This window comes from Stenotrophomonas sp. YJH_SMC_91 (assembly GCF_059368495.1).
Window position 1 is genome coordinate 45,594 of record NZ_JCAFRT010000011.1, and the last position, 17,887, is coordinate 63,480.

General features: G+C 67.2%; 14 protein-coding genes. 9 read left to right on the forward strand and 5 right to left on the reverse strand.

The window, feature by feature from the left end; translation table 11 throughout:
- Positions 1-277 precede the first annotated feature (277 nt).
- The 7 genes from AC5P5X_RS13960 to AC5P5X_RS13990 all read left to right on the forward strand — a co-directional run bounded on the left by AC5P5X_RS13960 (position 278) and on the right by AC5P5X_RS13990 (position 8,870).
- Positions 278-2,440, forward strand: a complete 2,163-nt coding sequence (locus tag AC5P5X_RS13960; protein WP_005412359.1) for a S46 family peptidase — start codon at positions 278-280, stop codon at positions 2,438-2,440.
- Between the two features lie 191 nt (positions 2,441-2,631).
- Positions 2,632-3,276: a histidine phosphatase family protein gene (locus AC5P5X_RS13965; RefSeq protein WP_012479251.1), complete on the forward strand. Its 645-nt coding sequence runs from the start codon at positions 2,632-2,634 to the stop codon at positions 3,274-3,276.
- 40 nt (positions 3,277-3,316) lie between these two features.
- A complete protein-coding gene (folC, locus tag AC5P5X_RS13970) occupies positions 3,317-4,588 on the forward strand; it encodes a bifunctional tetrahydrofolate synthase/dihydrofolate synthase (protein WP_059033280.1) in 1,272 nt (423 codons plus the stop codon).
- 81 nt (positions 4,589-4,669) lie between these two features.
- On the forward strand, positions 4,670-5,713 hold the full coding sequence (locus tag AC5P5X_RS13975) for an SPOR domain-containing protein (protein WP_111174099.1): 1,044 nt from the start codon (positions 4,670-4,672) through the stop codon (positions 5,711-5,713).
- Positions 5,714-5,759: 46 nt separating this feature from the next.
- On the forward strand, positions 5,760-6,539 hold the full coding sequence (locus tag AC5P5X_RS13980; RefSeq protein ID WP_012479253.1) for a CvpA family protein: 780 nt from the start codon (positions 5,760-5,762) through the stop codon (positions 6,537-6,539).
- A gap of 30 nt (positions 6,540-6,569) precedes the next feature.
- On the forward strand, positions 6,570-8,036 hold the full coding sequence (gene purF, locus AC5P5X_RS13985) for an amidophosphoribosyltransferase (RefSeq protein ID WP_005408246.1): 1,467 nt from the start codon (positions 6,570-6,572) through the stop codon (positions 8,034-8,036).
- A gap of 9 nt (positions 8,037-8,045) precedes the next feature.
- Positions 8,046-8,870: a ferritin-like domain-containing protein gene (locus tag AC5P5X_RS13990; protein ID WP_005408247.1), complete on the forward strand. Its 825-nt coding sequence runs from the start codon at positions 8,046-8,048 to the stop codon at positions 8,868-8,870.
- 68 nt (positions 8,871-8,938) lie between these two features.
- Here the strand turns inward: AC5P5X_RS13990 and AC5P5X_RS13995 are convergent, their stop codons facing one another.
- On the reverse strand, positions 8,939-10,396 hold the full coding sequence (locus AC5P5X_RS13995; RefSeq protein ID WP_111189434.1) for a T6SS phospholipase effector Tle1-like catalytic domain-containing protein: 1,458 nt from the start codon (positions 10,394-10,396) through the stop codon (positions 8,939-8,941).
- 225 nt (positions 10,397-10,621) lie between these two features.
- On the opposite strand from AC5P5X_RS13995, the gene AC5P5X_RS14000 reads away from it, so the two are divergent.
- Positions 10,622-11,875: a zinc-dependent metalloprotease gene (locus tag AC5P5X_RS14000; protein ID WP_043033738.1), complete on the forward strand. Its 1,254-nt coding sequence runs from the start codon at positions 10,622-10,624 to the stop codon at positions 11,873-11,875.
- 87 nt (positions 11,876-11,962) lie between these two features.
- On the opposite strand, the gene lpxH is transcribed toward AC5P5X_RS14000, so the two are convergent.
- The 4 genes from lpxH to AC5P5X_RS14020 form a co-directional block, all read right to left on the reverse strand.
- Positions 11,963-12,709 (reverse strand): UDP-2,3-diacylglucosamine diphosphatase, encoded by a 747-nt coding sequence (gene lpxH / locus AC5P5X_RS14005; protein WP_043033737.1) that lies wholly within the window; start codon positions 12,707-12,709, stop codon positions 11,963-11,965.
- A gap of 94 nt (positions 12,710-12,803) precedes the next feature.
- Complete coding sequence (locus AC5P5X_RS14010; RefSeq protein ID WP_005408251.1) at positions 12,804-13,343, reverse strand: phosphatase PAP2 family protein; 540 nt, start codon at positions 13,341-13,343, stop codon at positions 12,804-12,806.
- Positions 13,324-14,469: a glycosyltransferase family 4 protein gene (locus AC5P5X_RS14015; RefSeq protein WP_043033736.1), complete on the reverse strand. Its 1,146-nt coding sequence runs from the start codon at positions 14,467-14,469 to the stop codon at positions 13,324-13,326. The genes AC5P5X_RS14010 and AC5P5X_RS14015 overlap by 20 nt, the downstream gene beginning before the upstream one ends.
- Before the next feature lie 142 nt (positions 14,470-14,611).
- Positions 14,612-17,536, reverse strand: coding sequence for a TonB-dependent receptor plug domain-containing protein (locus AC5P5X_RS14020; RefSeq protein ID WP_005408253.1), 2,925 nt, complete (start codon positions 17,534-17,536; stop codon positions 14,612-14,614).
- A 143-nt stretch (positions 17,537-17,679) separates the two neighbouring features.
- On the opposite strand from AC5P5X_RS14020, the gene AC5P5X_RS14025 reads away from it, so the two are divergent.
- On the forward strand, positions 17,680-17,853 hold the full coding sequence (locus tag AC5P5X_RS14025) for a hypothetical protein (RefSeq protein ID WP_157803286.1): 174 nt from the start codon (positions 17,680-17,682) through the stop codon (positions 17,851-17,853).
- Positions 17,854-17,887: the final 34 nt, after the last annotated feature.

Consider the following 17,887-nt stretch of genomic DNA (forward strand, 5'->3'; position numbering starts at 1 on the left):
AGCCCATCCATGGTGCTCGATGGCGCCTTGCTCGTGCGCGCTGTCCTGCGCACACGGCAAGACCGGGGTTGGGCGTCCTGCCCAACCCGCCAGTCGCATGCGCCCGGCCCATGGCGCCAACGGTCCCGGCCAGGGTGACCACGCCCCCTCTGGACGATTCCATGTGCGCGGCCGACGTGCGCATGGCAGCGCAAGAAGCAGGCCCATGACTTCCGGGGTTCGGGCCGGGGCAGGGCGGCGGGCTACAATCGAGGGTTCCACTACCAGGGGCCGCTCCATGCGCTCGAACCTGCTTGCATTCTCCATCGTCGCCAGCCTCGGGCTGGCCCAGGTCGCCCATGCCGCTGAAGGCATGTGGGTGCCGCAGCAGCTGCCGGAAATCGCCGGCCCGCTGCAGAAGGCCGGCCTGAAGCTGTCCCCGGAACAGCTGTCCAACCTGACCGGCGACCCGATGGGCGCGGTCGTCGCCCTCGGCGGCTGCACCGCCAGCTTCGTCTCGCCGCAGGGCCTGGTGGTCACCAACCACCACTGCGCTTATGGCGCCATCCAGCTGAATTCGACCGCGCAGAAGAACCTGATCAAGGACGGCTTCAACGCGCCGACCCTGAAGGACGAACTGAGCGCCGGCCCGAACGCTCGCGTGTTCGTGCTCGACCAGATCACCGACGTCACCACCCAGGCCAAGGCCGCCATCGCTGCCGCCGGCAACGACCCGCTGGCCCGCAGCCGCGCGCTGGACGCCTTCGACAAGGCCCAGGTCGCCGCCTGTGAAGCCGATGCCGGCTTCCGCTGCCGCCTGTACAGCTTCTCCGGCGGCAACACCTACCGCCTGTTCCGCAACATGGAAATCAAGGACGTGCGCCTGGTCTACGCGCCCCCGGGCAGCGTCGGCAAGTTCGGCGGCGACGTCGACAACTGGATGTGGCCGCGCCACACCGGCGATTTCTCGTTCTACCGCGCCTACGTCGGCAAGGACGGCAAACCGGCCGCCTTCGCCGCCGACAACGTGCCGTACCAGCCCAAGCACTTCCTGAAGTTCGCCGACCAGCCGCTGGGTGCCGACGACTTCGTGATGGTGGCCGGCTACCCGGGCCGCACCAACCGCTATGCACTGGCCGGTGAATTCAACGAAACCGCCAGCTTCACCTACCCGACCATCGCCAAGCACTACAACGCCGTGCTGAAGATGATCGCCGACGCCGGCAAGGCCGACGCCGACGTCAAGGTGAAGTACGCCGCCACCGCCGCCAGCATGAACAACGTGGCCAAGAACTACCTGGGCCAGCTGGAAGGCTTCAAGCGCATCGACGCCGCTGGCCAGAAGCAGGCGGAAGAAGCCGCCGTGCTGGCGTGGCTGAAGAAGCAGGGCGCTGCCGGCAAGCCGGCCCTGGCCGCACACGCGCAGCTGCTCAAGCATCTGGATACCAGCAAGTCGACCCGCGAACGCGACCTGTTCGTCGGTCAGTTCAACAACACCTCGGCCGTTGGCGCGGCGATCACCCTGTACCGCCTGTCGATCGAGCGCAGCAAGCCGGATGCCGAACGCGAAGCCGGTTACCAGGAACGCGACCTGACCACCATCGAAGGTGGCCTGAAGCAGATGGACCGTCGCTACGTGGCGAAGATGGACCAGCAGCTGCAGGCCTACTGGCTGGACCAGTACGTGGCCCTGCCGGCCGCACAGCGCGACAACGAAGTGCTGAACAAGTGGCTGGCCGGCAGCGATGCCGCTGCGGTGAAATCGCTGGTGGGCAAGCTGTCGGGCACCGAGCTGGGCAGCCTGGATGCACGCCTGAAATGGTTCAAGGCCGACCGCGCCGCGTTTGAGGCCAGCAACGATCCGGCCATCCAGTACGCCGTGGCCGTCATGCCCGCACTGCTGAAGCAGGAAGAGCAGAAGAAGATCCGCGAAGGCGAATCGCTGACCGCGCGCCCGCTGTACCTGCAGGCCGTGGCCGACTACAAGAAGAGCCAGGGTGAGTTCGTCTACCCGGACGCCAACCTGTCGCTGCGCATCACCTTCGGCAACGTCATGGGCTATGGCAAGGACGGCGTGAAGTACACCCCGTTCACCACCCTGGAAGGCGTGGCGGCGAAGGAAACCGGTGAGGATCCGTTCGATTCGCCGAAGGCGCTGCTTGATGCAGTCAAGGCCAAGCGTTACGGCGGCCTGGAAGACAAGCGCATTGGTTCGGTTCCGGTGAACTTCCTGTCCAACCTGGACATCACCGGTGGCAACTCGGGTTCGCCGGTGCTGGACGCCAACGGCAAGCTGGTCGGCCTGGCCTTCGATGGCAACTGGGAATCGGTCAGTTCCAACTGGGTGTTCGACCCGGTGATGACCCGCATGATCGCCGTCGACAGCCGCTACATGCAGTGGATCATGCAGGAAGTGGCGCCGGCGCCGCAGCTGCTGAAGGAACTGAACCTGGCGAAGTGAGGTAGTGCCGGCCGCTGGCCGGCAACCTCGACCAGATAGCCGGAGTTTCCCAAACCCCGCGACCCACGTCGCGGGGTTTTTTCATGCCCGGCCCGGCCCGGTGCGCCGAACAGGTATCATCCCTGTTCCGCGTACTTCACAGGATGTGAACGAAACGCGGAAACCTCCTCCCCCCAGGACCCCTTGCACGCATGCGCATCCTGCTTGCCCGCCACGGCGAAACGCCGTGGAACGCCGAAGGCCGCTACCAGGGCCAGATCGATATTCCGCTTTCGCCGATCGGTGAAGCCCAGGCCCAGGCACTGGGTGCCCGCCTGGCCTCGGTGGACATCACCCGTGCCGTCGCCTCGCCGCTGTCGCGCGCGCAGCGCACCGCGCAGCTGGCGCTTGGCGCCGCCCGCGCCGACATGCTGCTGACCGAGCCGGAGCTGCAGGAAATCGCCCACGGTGAATGGGAAGGGTTGCTCGCCAGCGAGATCCACGAGAAGGATCCGTCGCGCCTGCAGGCCTGGCGCGAGGAGCCGGATACGGTGCTGATGCCCGGCGGCGAATCGCTGCGCCTGGTGCTGGAGCGCAGTTGGCGCGGCCTGGCGCGTGCCACCGAAGGCCTCGGCGAGCACGACACTCTGCTGGTGGTAGCGCACGATGCGGTCAACCGCGTGATCCTGTGCAAGGTGCTGGGCCTGCCGCTTTCCCGCCTGTGGACCTTCCGCCAGGCACCGACCACGCTCAACCTGCTCGAAGGCCCCGACCTGGACAGCCTGGAAGTGGTGCGCCTGAACGACTGCGCCCACCACACGCCGTTCTTCGGCGAAGCCAAGCACCGCGCCCTCTGATCCATCCCCCGCATCAACTGCTTCTGCTGGAACCGCTGCCGTGACGAACACCCCGACCACCCTGGCCGACTGGCTGGACTACATTGAACGCCAGCACCCGGCGAGCATCGACATGGGCCTGGAGCGCGTGCGCGCCGTGGCCGCGGCGATGGGCCTGGGCGCGCCGGCCAAGCGCACCATCGTGGTCGGTGGCACCAACGGCAAGGGCTCAACCGTGGCTTTCATCGAAGCCATTGCACGCGCCGCCGGCTGGAAGGTCGGTGCCTACACCTCGCCGCACCTGCTGCGCTACAACGAGCGCGTGCGCATCGACGGCCAGGACGTGGACGATGCCGCGCTGGTCGCCGCGTTCAATACGATCGAAGCCGTGCGTGGCGAGATCACGCTGACCTATTTCGAGTACGGCACGCTGGCCGCGCTGCAGCTGTTCGCCGACGCCGGGCTGGACCTGGCGGTACTGGAAGTGGGCCTGGGCGGCCGCCTCGATGCGGTCAACATCGTGGACGCCGACGTGGCGGTGATCACTACCGTGGACATCGACCATGCCGAGTGGCTGGGCGAGGATCGCGAGGCGATCGGGACCGAGAAGGCCGGCATCATCCGCGGCTGGAAGCCGGTGATCCTGGGCGAGACCGATCCGCCGTCGAGCGTGCTGCGCCGTGCCTATCTGGTTGGCGCCAATGCGATCCGTGGTGGCAGCGACTATTTCTACGAGCCGATCGATGCGCAGCGTTGGCGCTGGCGCGATGTCGGCCTGCGCATGGAACTGCCGACCCCGGCGCTGGCCGGCCCGATCCAGCTGGCCAATGCGGGTGCCGCCATCGCCGCGCTGCGCGCGCTGGACAAGCCGGTGCCGCGTGCGGCGTGGGCCGCCGGTGTCGCAGCGGCGCGCATTTCCGGCCGGCTGCAGGCATTCGAGCGCGATGGCGTGCAGATCCGCGTCGACGTCGGCCACAACCCGCAGGCGGCGGGCCAGCTGGCGCGTGCGCTGAAGGCCGAGGTCTCTGCCGGGCGCACCCTGGCGGTGTACGCCGCGCTGCAGGACAAGGACGCAGCGGGGGTGGTGCAGGCGCTGGAGGACGTAGTGGGCGAGTGGACCCTGGCCGGGCTGGAAGGCCCGCGCGGGCAGAGCGCCGCCCAGCTGCAGGCACGCCTGGCCGGCACCGCCGCCGCCACGGCGCTGCTGGCTGACAGCGTCGAACAGGCACTGGCGCAGGTGCTGGCCCAGGCCGAGCGCGGTGACCGCGTGCTGGTGTTCGGCTCCTTCCATACCGCTGCCGCCGCCCTGCAATGGCTGCAGGGCGATGCCTGATGCGCGTTCAGCCAACGCCGACGCCGTCCGGTCCGGCACCCGTATAATCGATGCCAATCTCCGGACAGTTGCCTGCCTCACGTGGATACGCCTCTGAAACAGCGTCTGATTGGTGCCATCGTGCTGGTGGCACTGGCCGTGATTTTCCTGCCGATGCTGGTCAAGGGGCCGGCACCGGACAGCGGCGTGGCCAATGTGCCGATCGCCGCGCCGGATGCACCGGCCGATGGCCAGTTCGAAACCCGTGAGCTGCCCCTGGTCGCCCCGGCCGGTGGCGCCACCGGCCTGCAGACCGGGCAGGCCAAGCCGCTGCCGGACGCCGCCACGCCGGCCACTCCGCCGACCGTGGACACCTCGCCGACGGTCGCCGCCGGCAACTATGCGGTCACCTTCGGTGCCTACGGCAGCAAGGCCGACGCCGATGCGGTGATCGCCTACCTGAAGCGCTCGCAGCTGCCGGGCTTCGCCGAAACGGCGACCATCAACGGCCGCCAGGCATGGCGCGTGCGCGTGGGGCCGTACGCCGACCGTGCACAGGCCGAGGCCGCCCGCCTGCAGGCGGTGAAGATCCGTGCCGATGTGAAGGCCGAAGTGATCACCCTGGATGCCGCAGCGGACAGCAGCGCCCCGGTGGCAGCCACCCCGGCACCGGCTACGCCGAGCGCCAGTACCCCATCCGCCGCCACCGCGCCGTCGGCCAGCAGCAACCCGGTGCGCAGTGAAAGCCTGCCGCCGAGTACGCCGACTGCAACGACCACTCCGGCGGCCAAGCCCGAGCCGCCGAAGCCGGCGCCGAAGCCCGAAACCCCGAAGCCCGAGCCGAAGCCGGAGGCCACCGCCAGCAAGCCGGCAACGGCCCCGGCCACGCCGGCAGCACCGGCCGCCAGCGGCGTCGGCTTTGCCGTGCAGCTGGGCGCGTTCGGCCAGGCCAACGATGCCAACGCCCTGCGCGACAAGGTCCGCGCCGCCGGCTTCAGTGCTTTTGTCGAGCAGGTGCGCACCGAAAAGGGCACCCTGCATCGCGTCCGCGTCGGGCCGGTGGCCAACCGTGGCGATGCCGAGCAGCTGAAGGCGCAGGTTGCCGCCAAGGTCGGCGTGGCCGGCATGGTCCGACCGCACCCATGACCCACGCGCAGCCTCGTTGCCAGCGCCGCCGAAGGAGCGGGGCGCCATGATCGACGTGGTGCTGCTGATCGTGATCGCCGCCTCCACCCTGCTGGGGATGCTGCGCGGCTTCGTGGGAATCGTCATCGGCACCCTGTCGTGGCTGCTGGCCGCGTGGGCGGCCTTCGCCTTCGGCAATGACGCCGCCCATTGGTGGGCCGCCCCGGCGGCCCCCGGTGGCGAACACTTCGTCGGTGGCTACCTGGGGGTCGGCATCGGCGTGATGATCGTGGTTGCGGTGATCGGCATGGTCATCAAGGCTCTGGTCCACCGCAGCATGCTGACCAGCCTGGACCGCCTGCTGGGCGGGGTGCTGGGCGCCGTGCGGGGCGGCCTGATCGCCGCGATCCTGCTGCTGCTGGGCAGTTTCACCCCGTTGACTGCCGAGCCCTCCTGGCAGCGCTCGGCGGTGCGCCCGCTGCTGAACCCCACCGTTGCGTGGATGAACAGCAAGCTGCCGCACTGGGAGGTTCCCGGGGCCGATCTGCTGCCCAAGGCCTTGCCGACCGACGCGCTGTCCCCATCTGCATTGATGGAGTTGGGCAAGAACGCAGGCGCCGGGTTGGGAAAGCCGGGCGCGGCAGGCGATAATGGCATCCTCAACCAGGTAGTGGCAGGCAGCGGATGGCTGCGGCCTGCGAAAGCGGAACAGGGCGATTCCTACGATCCGGCCGAAGTGCGTCCGGACGCCCCAGCACTGCCGGACAGTATCGAGCCGGGCGATCCGGCCAATGTCGACCGCAGGCGCGGCGACCACCGCGGCCAGGTACGGCCACCTTCCTTGTAACTGGGCACAGCCCAGCGGAGACCTCGCACCATGTGTGGCATCGTCGGAATCGTCGGCAACCAGAACGTCGCCGGGCAGTTGTATGACGGCTTGACCGTCCTCCAGCACCGTGGCCAGGACGCGGCGGGCATCGCCACCGCCAATGGCAGCCGCCTGCGCGTGCAGAAGGCCACCGGCCTGGTCCGCGATGTGTTCGATGCCCGCACCATGTCCACCCTGGAAGGCAGCGTCGGCATCGCCCACGTGCGTTACCCGACCGCCGGTTCGGAAGGCATGGACGAGGCGCAGCCGTTCTACGTCAATTCGCCGTACGGCATCGCGCTGGCCCACAACGGCAACCTGATCAATACCGAGGCGCTGCGCCAGCAGGTGTTCGAACAGGACCGCCGCAACGTCAACACCGATTCGGACAGCGAAGTGCTGCTGAACGTGTTCGCCTACGAACTGGAACAGCAGCGCCAGCTCAGCCCGGAAGCGGCGATCCGCGCGGTGGCTGGCGTGCACCGCCGCTGCAAGGGTGGCTATGCAGTGGTCAGCGTGGTGCTGGGCCTGGGCCTGGTCGCCTTCCGCGACCCGCATGGCATCCGTCCGCTGGTGCTGGGCAAGCGCAGCCATGCCGAGGGCGACGAGTACATCGTGGCGTCCGAGTCGGCCGCGCTGGACGTGCTGGGCTTCCAGCGCGTGCGCGATGTGCAGCCGGGCGAAGCGCTGGTGATCACCGCGCGCGGCGAGCTGTTCTCGGAGATCTGCGCCGAGCCGGCCGAGCACACCCCGTGCATCTTCGAATACGTGTATTTCGCACGCCCGGATTCGATGATCGACAACGTGTCGGTGCACAAGGCGCGCATGCGCATGGGCATCAAGCTGGGCGAGAAGATCCTGCGCCTGCGCCCGGACCACGACATCGACACCATCATCCCGATCCCGGATACCTCGCGCGACGCTGCGCTTGAGATCTCCAACGTGCTCGGCGTGAAATACCGCGAAGGCTTCATCAAGAACCGCTACATCGGCCGTACCTTCATCATGCCGGGGCAGGGCGAACGCGTGAAGTCGGTGCGTCGCAAGCTCAACCCGATCCACCTGGAGTTCCGCAACCGCGTGGTGCTGCTGGTGGACGATTCGATCGTGCGTGGCACCACCAGCCAGCAGATCGTGCAGATGGCCCGTGACGCGGGCGCGCGCAAGGTCTACCTGGCCAGCGCCGCGCCGCCGGTGCGCTACCCGAACATCTACGGCATCGACATGCCGGCGGCCGAGGAACTGGTCGCGCACAACCGCACCGTGGAAGAGATCGAAGCCCACCTGGGCTGCGACTGGCTGATCTACCAGGACCTGGAAGACATGGAAGCGGCAGTGAGCGAGGGCAATCCGGCGCTGCGCAACTTCGATTCGTCCTGCTTCAACGGCCACTACCCGACCGGCATTGAGCCGGGCTACTTCGAGCGCATCCAGCAGCTGCGGTCGGACGACGCCAAGCACAAGCGCCGCGCCTGAGGACCAGGCGTGGTTGACGTGCCCGACGTTGCTGGCGACCTGCTGCGCGCAGCGCAGCAGTGCCTGGCCGAAGCCGACCCGCTGCGCAAGGTTGCGTTGACCCAGGCCTACGCCGCTGCGTTCCGTGCCGGCCGCCTGAAGGTGGCTGCCGACGCGCTACCGCCAGAGCCGATCCGCATGCCGGGCCGGCCGGCGCAGCTGGTGCTGGTGCACCCGCGCGAAGTGCCGCGGCGCGGACTGGGCGGTGTGGAAGGACGGGCTGCTTTCATCCACGCCATCGCGCATATCGAACTCAACGCGATCGACCTGGCCTGGGACGCGGTGTACCGCTTCCGCGGCCTGCCGCCGGCGTTCCATGCCGACTGGGTCAGCTGTGCCGACGACGAATCGCGGCACTTCATGCTGCTGCGGGAGCGCCTGCAGGTGCATGGCCACGACTACGCCGACTTCCCCGCGCACAACGGCCTGTGGGAAATGTGCGAAAAGACCGCGCACGATGGCCTGGCACGCATGGCGCTGGTGCCGCGCGTGCTGGAAGCGCGCGGCCTGGACGTGACGCCCGGCATGATCGAGAAACTGCGCAATGTCGGTGATGGCGAGACCGCCGATGTGCTGGAAGTGATCCTGCGCGAGGAAGTGGCACATGTGGCTGCCGGTTCGCGCTGGTACCGCTGGTACTGCGACCGCGCCGGCGTCGAACCGCGTGCACGTTTCAAGGAACTGCTGGTGGAGTACGCCGGCGGCTACCTGCACGGACCGTTCAACATGGAAGCGCGCCTGCTGGCCGGTTTCGACGCGGATGAGCTCGCCAACCTGGTCGAACAGGCCGGTTGAAGAAAAGGGGACGGAGGGGATTAAGTCGTTTGTGGCACAAACGACTTAATCCCCTCCGTCCCCTTTTTTCAGGCGTTCGGCAATACCACGCGCTTGCCATCCACCGTCGGCCGGTTGATGTAGAACAGGCCGGGACCCGGCCGGTAGGGTAGTTCGCTGACGCCGGCATCGGCGGCGTAGGTCAGTGCGGTGTCGCCCAGTGCATCGAAGTTCCAGTGCGCCGACTGCATCAGGTAACGCCGGCGCAGCAGCGCCTCCTGTGTCTGCGTCAGCGGCTGTCCGGCCACCAGGCGCCGTGCGATCGGCTGCAGGGCGGACGGCAGCTCCCAGCCAGGAACCTCGGCGGCATTGGCGGTCCATTGCACGCCGGCGTCGATGGCCTGCTGCTGCATCACCTGCAGTGCGATCAGCTGGTAACGCCAGTCGATGCGCCGACGCAGCACCACCGCGGCGGTCACATACAGCACCGGTGACAACAGCACGCTGCGGCTGCCGGCGCGACGCTGCTGCTGCCACTGGTGCCAGACATCCACCCAGACCTCCTTCTCACCCACGCCCAGCTGCTGGCGCCAGCGTTCGGCATCGGCCTGCGTTTCAGCGTAGACCGTGGTGGCCCGCAGCAACGCCAGTGGAGGGACCTGGTAGTCGGCAACCGCGGGGCGGCGCAACTGTTGCCGGCGCGGGCGGCTGAGCAGCTTGGGACCTTCTTCCAGCTGGTTGTAGCCACCGCCGATATTGGCGTGTACGCCGGGTAGGGCGATCTCGGCAAACGGCGGTGCCACGCTGGTCAACGGATAGTGCTGGCGATGTTCATCGCATGCAGTGAGCTGCACGACGCGACCGGCGATGCCGCTGTGCAGGGCCAGCTGCGGCCGCTCATCGGCGCGGCCGCCATTGACTGCGACAACGGTGTCGAACAGCCCGATGAAGCGCAGCACCGGCGTGGCCGGGGCGAAGTTCGCAGTGCAGGACAGGCCGGCGGCCTGCAGCAGCTGGCGCCAGCGCACGCTGTCCCAGCCCTGCAGTTGGTTGGCGATGTCACGTGCGGCAGCAGCACCGCGTGAATAACCGAACAGGTCCAGCTGCACGCCATGCAGCGGTCGCTGCCAGCGTGCGGATAGTCCCGACAGTGCGGCCGGAAGCAGCACCTGCAGCGCGCGCTGCACTTTCGCGCGAACGCCACTGGCACCGATGCCGAAGGCCAGCCCGATCAGATCGTCGTCGGCATCATCGCGGGTACCCACGCCTTCGACATAGATCGACAGCGAGGGAGCGGCCATCGCATCACGGCGGCTGTCCGGATACAGCTGCTGCAGGCGCGCGATGTTGGTCAGGCCGTTGTCGTAGCTGCTGGTCAGCCGGCTCTGGTAGGTCGAATCATCGTCCGCGCGCAGCTGCGCCGGTCGAGGCTGCGGAACCTGCGGACGGCCGCGCGCCAGGTTGTGTGCGTTGTTGCGGGTGCCGTCGAAGAACAGGCCGATCCGCAGCAAGCCGACATCTTCGTCCGTGTCCTTCGCTGGTGCCATGTGCATTCCCCGTCGTGGCCGCGTCACGGTAGCGCGAAAGCGGTGTATTGGCGAAGTGTAGTGACGCTTTTGACCTTACTTAACGCAGATGCGGTCGATCACAGTTCCTGATTTTCATTTCCATCTTCTATTGAATTCACACGACCCGCGCAGGCCATATGGCCAAACCCGGCAAACCCGGGCGTGCTGCATCAACGCTGTTCACATCATTCAAGGAGCGACGCAATGTTGTCCAGATCGATTGGCAAAGCGGCAGGTGGCCTGGTGTTGGGTTTGTCGGTGGCGGCAGCCGCGCACGCGGCACCGTTGTTCGAACCGGTGACGGTCATCAGCCGGGCATCGGCCAACAGCGAGCCTGCACTCGGCAAGCTGCTGGCCACCCCGTCCACGGCGACGGTGCAGGAAGTGCGTGTCGACGCGGCGGCTACGGCGCAGCCGCAGCTGGAATTCGAGCTGCTCGGCAAACGGGTGCAGGCGGTGCGCAGCAAGGTCGAGGCGCTGCCCGATGGTGGCAGCATCTGGTACGGCCAGTTCCGTTCGCCGTCCGACCGGTTGACCGCCGCCACCTCCAGCGGCCAGGACGATCCGGGCAATTCGTTGATCCTGGTACGTTCGGGCGACACCATCACCGGTTCGATCCGCAAGGACGGCAAGCTTTATCGCCTGCGTCCACTGGGTAACCGCCACGTGCTGGTCGAAGTCGACGAATCGAGGATGCCAGCCGATCATCCGGCTGACTACAACCAGCTGCCGAAGATCCCGATGGCCGACAACGACCACATCGGCATCGCGCAGGCCTCGTCGGGAACGCCGGCGACCATCCGCGTGCTGGTGGTGGCGACCAATGCGGCGGTCACTGCCTATGGCGGCAACATGCAGTCGCTGGTGCAGCTGGCGGTGGCCGAGTCCAACCAGGGTTACGTCAACAGCAACGTCGGCCTGACGCTGCAACTGGCCGGTTACGAGACCACCAACTACAGCGAGTCCGGTAACTTCACCACCGACCTGTCACGTTTCCGTGGTACCAGCGACGGCTACATGGACAGCATCCACACCAGCCGCAACACCACCGCGGCCGACGTCGGCGTGCTGCTCATCAACAACAGTGCCTACTGCGGCCTGGCCTCGGGCATCGGCTCGACCGCGTCGACCGCTTTCGCGGCGGTGTACTGGGATTGCGCGACCGGCTACTACTCGTTCGCGCACGAGATCGGCCACCTGCAGAGCGCGCGGCATGATATCGCGACCGACTCGAGCACCTCGCCGTACGCCTATGGCCATGGCTATCGCTATGAACCGTCCACCGGCACCGGCTGGCGCACGATCATGGCCTACAACTGCACCCGCAGCTGCCCGCGCCTGAACTACTGGTCGAACCCGAACATCAGCTACAACGGCATCCCGATGGGCAATGCCAGTACCGCCGACAACCAGCGCGTGCTGGTCAATACCAAGGCCACCATCGCGGCCTTCCGCTGAGGCCAGGCGCCGACCAGGGGCGGCGTCTACCCGGGCACGTGCACCTGCCCGGGTAGATGCCAACCTTGGTTGGCACCCTCGGACCCATCATTCGCGCGCGAGCGTATCCAGCGACCAGCCGCCGGCATCCACGCGCAGCACCGAACCCTGCTCGTACCAGTCGCCCAGCACGATGCGGGTGCAGGCACGGCCACCGGCCTGCAGCGAATGGATCGCCGGGCGGTGGGTGTGGCCATGGATCATGGTGTTCACGCCGTGGCGCGCGAACGTGGCATCGACTTCGGACGGCGCCACGTCGGTGACGGTCTCGAACTGCGCGCGATCACCCTGTTTCATTTCCGACTGGCGGGCCTGGCTGGCTTCGCGCGCCTTCTGCGCGAACGCGATACGCGCTGCCAGCGGCTGTGACAGGAACTGTGCCTGGAACACCGGGTCACGCGTCTGTGCACGGAACTGCTGGTAGGGAATGTCATCGGTGCACAGCAGGTCACCGTGCTGCAGCAGCACCGGGCGACCGTAGAGGTCGATCATGCACGGGTCGGGCAGGATGCGCAGGCCGGCACGGCGCGCGTAGTCCTCGCCAAGCAGGAAGTCACGGTTGCCGCGGATGAAGTACACCGGCACGCCGCTGTCGGACAGCACCTTCAGTGCATCGGCCACTGCGTCGGCGGCGGGCGAGGGAGTGTCGTCACCGATCCAGGCTTCGAACAGGTCGCCGAGGATGTACAGCGCATCGGCGCCGGGCGCCTGCTCGCGCAGGAAGCGCAGGAACAGGTCGGTGATCTCCGGACGGCTGGGGTCCAGGTGCAGGTCGGAAATGAACAACGTGGTCATGCGGGCATTCTAGGGCATCAACGATGACGGTAGCGCCGCCGGCATCGTGGGGATCAGATCCCTCCCCGAAGGAAAACGGATCTGACCCCGGGGGCTACACCGGCAACGGTAACCAGGCCAGGCTGGCCGAGGCCAGCCCGATGGCGATGCCGGTGGCGGCCAGCACATCGGACGGGTAGTGCAGGCCGAGTACCACCCGCGACAGCGCCACGCCCGCGGTGAACGGCACCAGCAGTGGCGCCAGCCACGGGTAATAGGCCAGCGCCACGATGGTGAACGACACCGCGTGCAGGGTATGCCCGGAGGGGAAGCTGAACTCGTCCAGCGGTGCCACCCAGGCACGGATGCGCAGGTCGGCGGCATACGGGCGCGGGCGCCGGGTCCAGCGCTTGAGGCCCTTGTACAGCAACAGCGCGGCCAGGCCGGTAGCGGCCATGTGCACCGATGCGCGCAGGCCGTCGAAGCCATCAAGCAGCACCAGGGCGCCCATCAGCACATACCAGAACACGCCATCACCGAGCCGGCTGATGACCGCGAACAGGCGGCGCACACGGCGGCGGCGGCAGTAGTGGTTGGCCCGCCGGCACAGGCGCGCTTCGCGGTCGGCCAGCAGTTCAAGCCGCGTTGTGCGCATGGCCGGTCCTCCGCGACTGGGCCAGTTCGGCCAGCAGGGCGTCGAATTCCGCCACCACCTGCTGCGGATGCAGGCGCTTCATGGCGCGTGCGGCGTTGCTGCCCAGCACGTGGCGCTGCGCGTCATCCGCGGCCAGTTGCACGGCCGCGTCGATGAACTGCTCGTCGTTGTCCACTGCGGCGCCATTCTCGCCATTGCGCAGGTACTCGCGCGCAGCGCCGTAGTCGAAGGCCACCGTTGCCACGCCGCTGGCCATGCTTTCAAGGGTCACGTTGCCGAAGGTCTCGCTGCGGCTGGGGAACAGGAACAGATCGCCGCTGGCAAAATGACGTGCAAGCGCATCGCCACGCTGGACGCCGCAGAAGATGAAGTCGGGATTTTCATGCGCCAGCTTTTCGCGGGCCGGGCCATCGCCCACCCACACGAAGCGGGCCTTCGGACGGATCTGCTGCAACCGACGGAAGGCTTTCACCGCCAGGCCAAGGTTCTTTTCCGCGGCGATGCGGCCGACATAGATCGCGACCAGGCCATTGCCGTCCACGCCCCATTCCTCGCGCAGCGCCGGGTCGCGCCGGCCCGGATCGAACTGCTGGTTGTCGACCGCGCGTGCCAGCAGGCGCACGCGTTCGAAGCCCTGTTCACCGAGGAACTGCTGCAGTTCGCGGGTGGGCACCAGGGTTGCATCGGCCTGGTTGTGGAAGCGGCGCATCCAGCGCATCGCGGCGGCCTGCAGCCAGGCCACGCCGTAGTCGGGCAGGTACTCGTCGAAGCGGGTGTGGAAGCCACTGGCCACCGGGATGCCGAGGCGCCGTGCGGTGCGCACCGCCGACCAGCCCAGCGGGCCTTCGGTGGCGACATAGACGGCATCCGGGCGTTGCTGCTGCCAATGGCGACCGAGCCGGATCGGTGCCGGCATGCCGAAGCGCAGGCCGGGGTAGCGCGGCAGGGCGGCGCCGGGAACCAACAGGGTGCCCGGTGCGGAGTCCAGCGCTTCGTTGGCCTGGCGGGGCCGGATCAGGTCGATCTCATGGCCGGAATTGCGCAGTCCCTGCTCCAGCCCCTGTACGGTGAGGGCAACGCCGTTCACTTCCGGCGGATAGGTCTCGGTGACGATGGCATAGCGCATGGCGGGCCTCCGGGTTTCCGGCATGCTCGGGCCTGGCGATGTAGCCGATGTGACCGCTTTGCGACCGGCAGATGACGCGGCCGGAAGCGTACGCCACCACGGCCCCGAAGGGCCGTGGTGGGCACCGTGCGTGGTGCGTGGATCAGAAGCGCTGCTGGTACTTCATGTAGATGAAACGGCCGATGTCGAAGCCACCGTAGTAGGAGAAGTTGGCACTCGGCTGGCTGTACATGGCCGGGCCCTGGCGGCCGAACACGTTGTTGGCGCCGATTGAAACGGTGGCGTCCCACGGCAGGCTGTAGCGCGCCTGCACGTCATGGAAGGTGACCGATCCACGACGGTTGTAGTCGCGCGTACCGCTGAACCACGGCGCGCGCTGGTCGGGATGGGAACACTCGTTCGGATAATCCTCCGCACCCAGGCAGCGTTCCTTGACGGCGGAGAAGTAACGCAGGCCCCAGGTCAGGCCGAGGTTGCCATGCTCCCAGCCCAGCGACGCGTTGGAGCGCACGCGGAAGCCGATGCCGCCGTTGGTGGCAATGCCATTGCTGGGGATGGCCGGTACGCCGGCTTCGTTGGTGGTCTTCTCTTCGGCGTTGACCACATAGGTGGACTTCCAGTCAGCGCTCAACCTGCCCCAGCGGGTTTCGACCTTGTGGCCAATCTCCAGGTCGTAGCCTTCTGCCTGGCGGAAGCCGCTGTTGCGGTTGCCGAAGTTGAGTTTGTTGACGATGCCCAGCTCCGGGTCGCGGGTGAAGCTGCTGCAGCGCTCGGCAATACCCAGCTCGTAGCAGTCGCGAAGGATGTCGTTGGGATGGTCGGAGACGATGGTGTTGTCGATGCGGATCTTCCACCAGTCCAGTGCGATGTGAAGCCCTTCGGCGAACGTCGGGCTCCAGACCAGGCCCAGAGTGCGGCTGGTCGAAGTTTCCGGCTGCAGGTCGGGATTGGAGCCGTTGGTGAAGGGCAGGGGAGTCTGCCCACTGCTGCCGGTGATGGGTTCATTGCCCTGGCCGAGCTGGCGGTAGGTGTCGGCGTTGGCGATGTCGGCAGCACAGCGCGCGCGGACCTCGGCACTGCTTGCGGCTGCGCCATGGACCGTATCGCAGGGATCGCGGAAGCCGGTGGTGAACGTCTCCGAGCCGCCGCCGTACAGGTTGGCGATGGTCGGCGCACGGAAGCCCTGTGCCCAGGTGCCGCGGACCAGCAGCTGATCGATCGGCTTCCAGGTGAAGCCGAACTTGCTGTTGAGGGTTCCGCCGAAGGTGGAGTAGTCCGAGTACCGCGTCGCCGCGCTGAGGGTCAGCTCCCGGGCACCGGCGAGGTCGCGCAGCACCGGCACGCTCAGTTCCAAGTAGGCCTCGTCGACGCGGTAGCCGCCACCGGTGGGGCCTGCCGCCAGGTTGGTGGTGGCACCGGTCTGCGCAAGCGCATCGGGGATGAAGCGGCCGTCCTCGCGGCGGCTCTCGGCCCCCACGGCGAAGCCCAGCTCACCGGCGGGCAGGCTGGCAAGGCTGCCGCTGAGGTTGGCGAACAGGTTGCGGGTGGTGGTGCGGCCGCGGGTGAGTTCTTCCGGGAACAGCCAATCCTGGAGCTCCGTGTTGCCGGTCAGGCCATAGGGATCGTCCTGGCCATACGGAACCAGCGGGTTCCAGGGTTTGCAGCCTGCGATCGGCGCATCCGGCGTTCCGCATTCGACCTTGCCGGTTGCCGGGTTGTAGAACGAAGGACCGGTGGCATCGGCCACGCGCTGCTTGTGCAGGTTGCCAGTGGCACGTTGGGTCAGCTCACTGCGGTTGTACTGGTAACCCGCTTCCCAGTCGAAGTCGCGACCGCCGAATTCGAAGTTGCCCTCGAGTGCCGCGACGGCCTGCCAAGTGGTCAGATCGCTGGTGCTGACGCGAGGAATCTCCCAGGTACGACGGTTCCAGTGCACATCGCTGGGCGTGTCGTAGCCGTGATGGCTGCCGAACGGATTGAACCAGCTGTCGGCCGACATCGGGGTGATGCCGGCTGGGCCGGACTGGAAGGGATAGCCGGCAATCTGGCGAGTGGTGGTGCGCCGGTTGTAGGCCAGCTGGGTGTTGAAACGGACCTGGTCGTTCAGCTCCACGCGCGCATCGACGAAGATCGAATCGCGCTTGATCGGCGTCTGCAGATGCATCTGCTCGTTGCTGTTGCTGACATCACCGGTGAACGGTGTGTTGTCGCTGAGGTGGAAGCTGTCCGGCCCACCTGGCTGGCTGCCACGGTCGAGCGAGTAGCTGCAGCCCCGGCTGTTGCTGCAGCCGGGGCCCTTGAAGCCGGTGATGCGACCCCACTGGCCGACCGTGGTCCAGCCGTCATCCGCGTGGCCGTCGGTATAGGTATAGGCACTGAAGCCGCGGTCCCTGGCCCAGACGCCCTTTTCTTCGACATGCTCGGCAGCAACGCTGATGGAAGCACGGTCATTGGACCAGCCGGCAACCACGTCGTACTGGGTACGGGCACCGTCGCCTTCACTGTATTGGCCGTGATAGACGTTGGCGGTTACACCCTGAACGTTGCGCCGGGTGATGATGTTCACCACGCCGGCCATCGCGTCGGACCCGTAGATGGCCGAGGCACCGTCCTTGAGCACTTCCATGCGTTCCACCGCAGCGGCAGGAATGCTGGAGATGTCCTGAAAACCCGAAGTGGTCATGCCCAGCCGCTTGCCGTTGACCAGCACCAGGGTGCGCTGGGCACCGAGGCCACGCATGTTCACGTAGCTGCCGCCGGCGGCTTCGCCGGCGCTCAACGGGCTGGCGCGGCTCAATGCCGGGCTGCCGGTCGCGGTCAGGTTCTGCAGGATGTCGGCAACGGAGTTGAAGCCCTGTCGCTCGATGTCGGCGCGGCTGACGGTCAGCACCGGCTGTGCGGTTTCCAGGTCGACCTGGCGGATGCGTGAGCCGGTGATTTCGATGCGGTCCAGCGTGGTGGCTTCCGGTGCCTGCTGCGCGAGCGCTGGAACGGCCAGGGTTGTGGTCGCCGTGATTGCAAGCGCACGACGGATCGCCAGCCCCAGTGCGGGAATACGGATGGTCATGGGTGTCTCTCTCTCAGTCTTCGAAGTCTTCGGTGCGCAGCCAAGCGGGCCGCGCCAACGCCACCGCAGGCGGTGGTTGTTCGAACCTAGTGAAGGAGGAGAGGGAGAGGTATGGGGAAAGGACGAAATCGCCATGGAGCGGCATGACGCTTCCGCACAAACCGGAAGTGAATCAATCGATTGATCTGATCGACGGCGGAGCGATGGACGATGCACCCTCGCCCCGACTCTGGACCGAAAGCGTCATGGCATTTGTTGGCAGCGACAGCCTGCGCGGAAACAGAAAAGACCACGGCTCCGAAGGGCCCTGGTCGTAGAGCTTCAACAGTTTGTCGAACACGCGCGGAACAG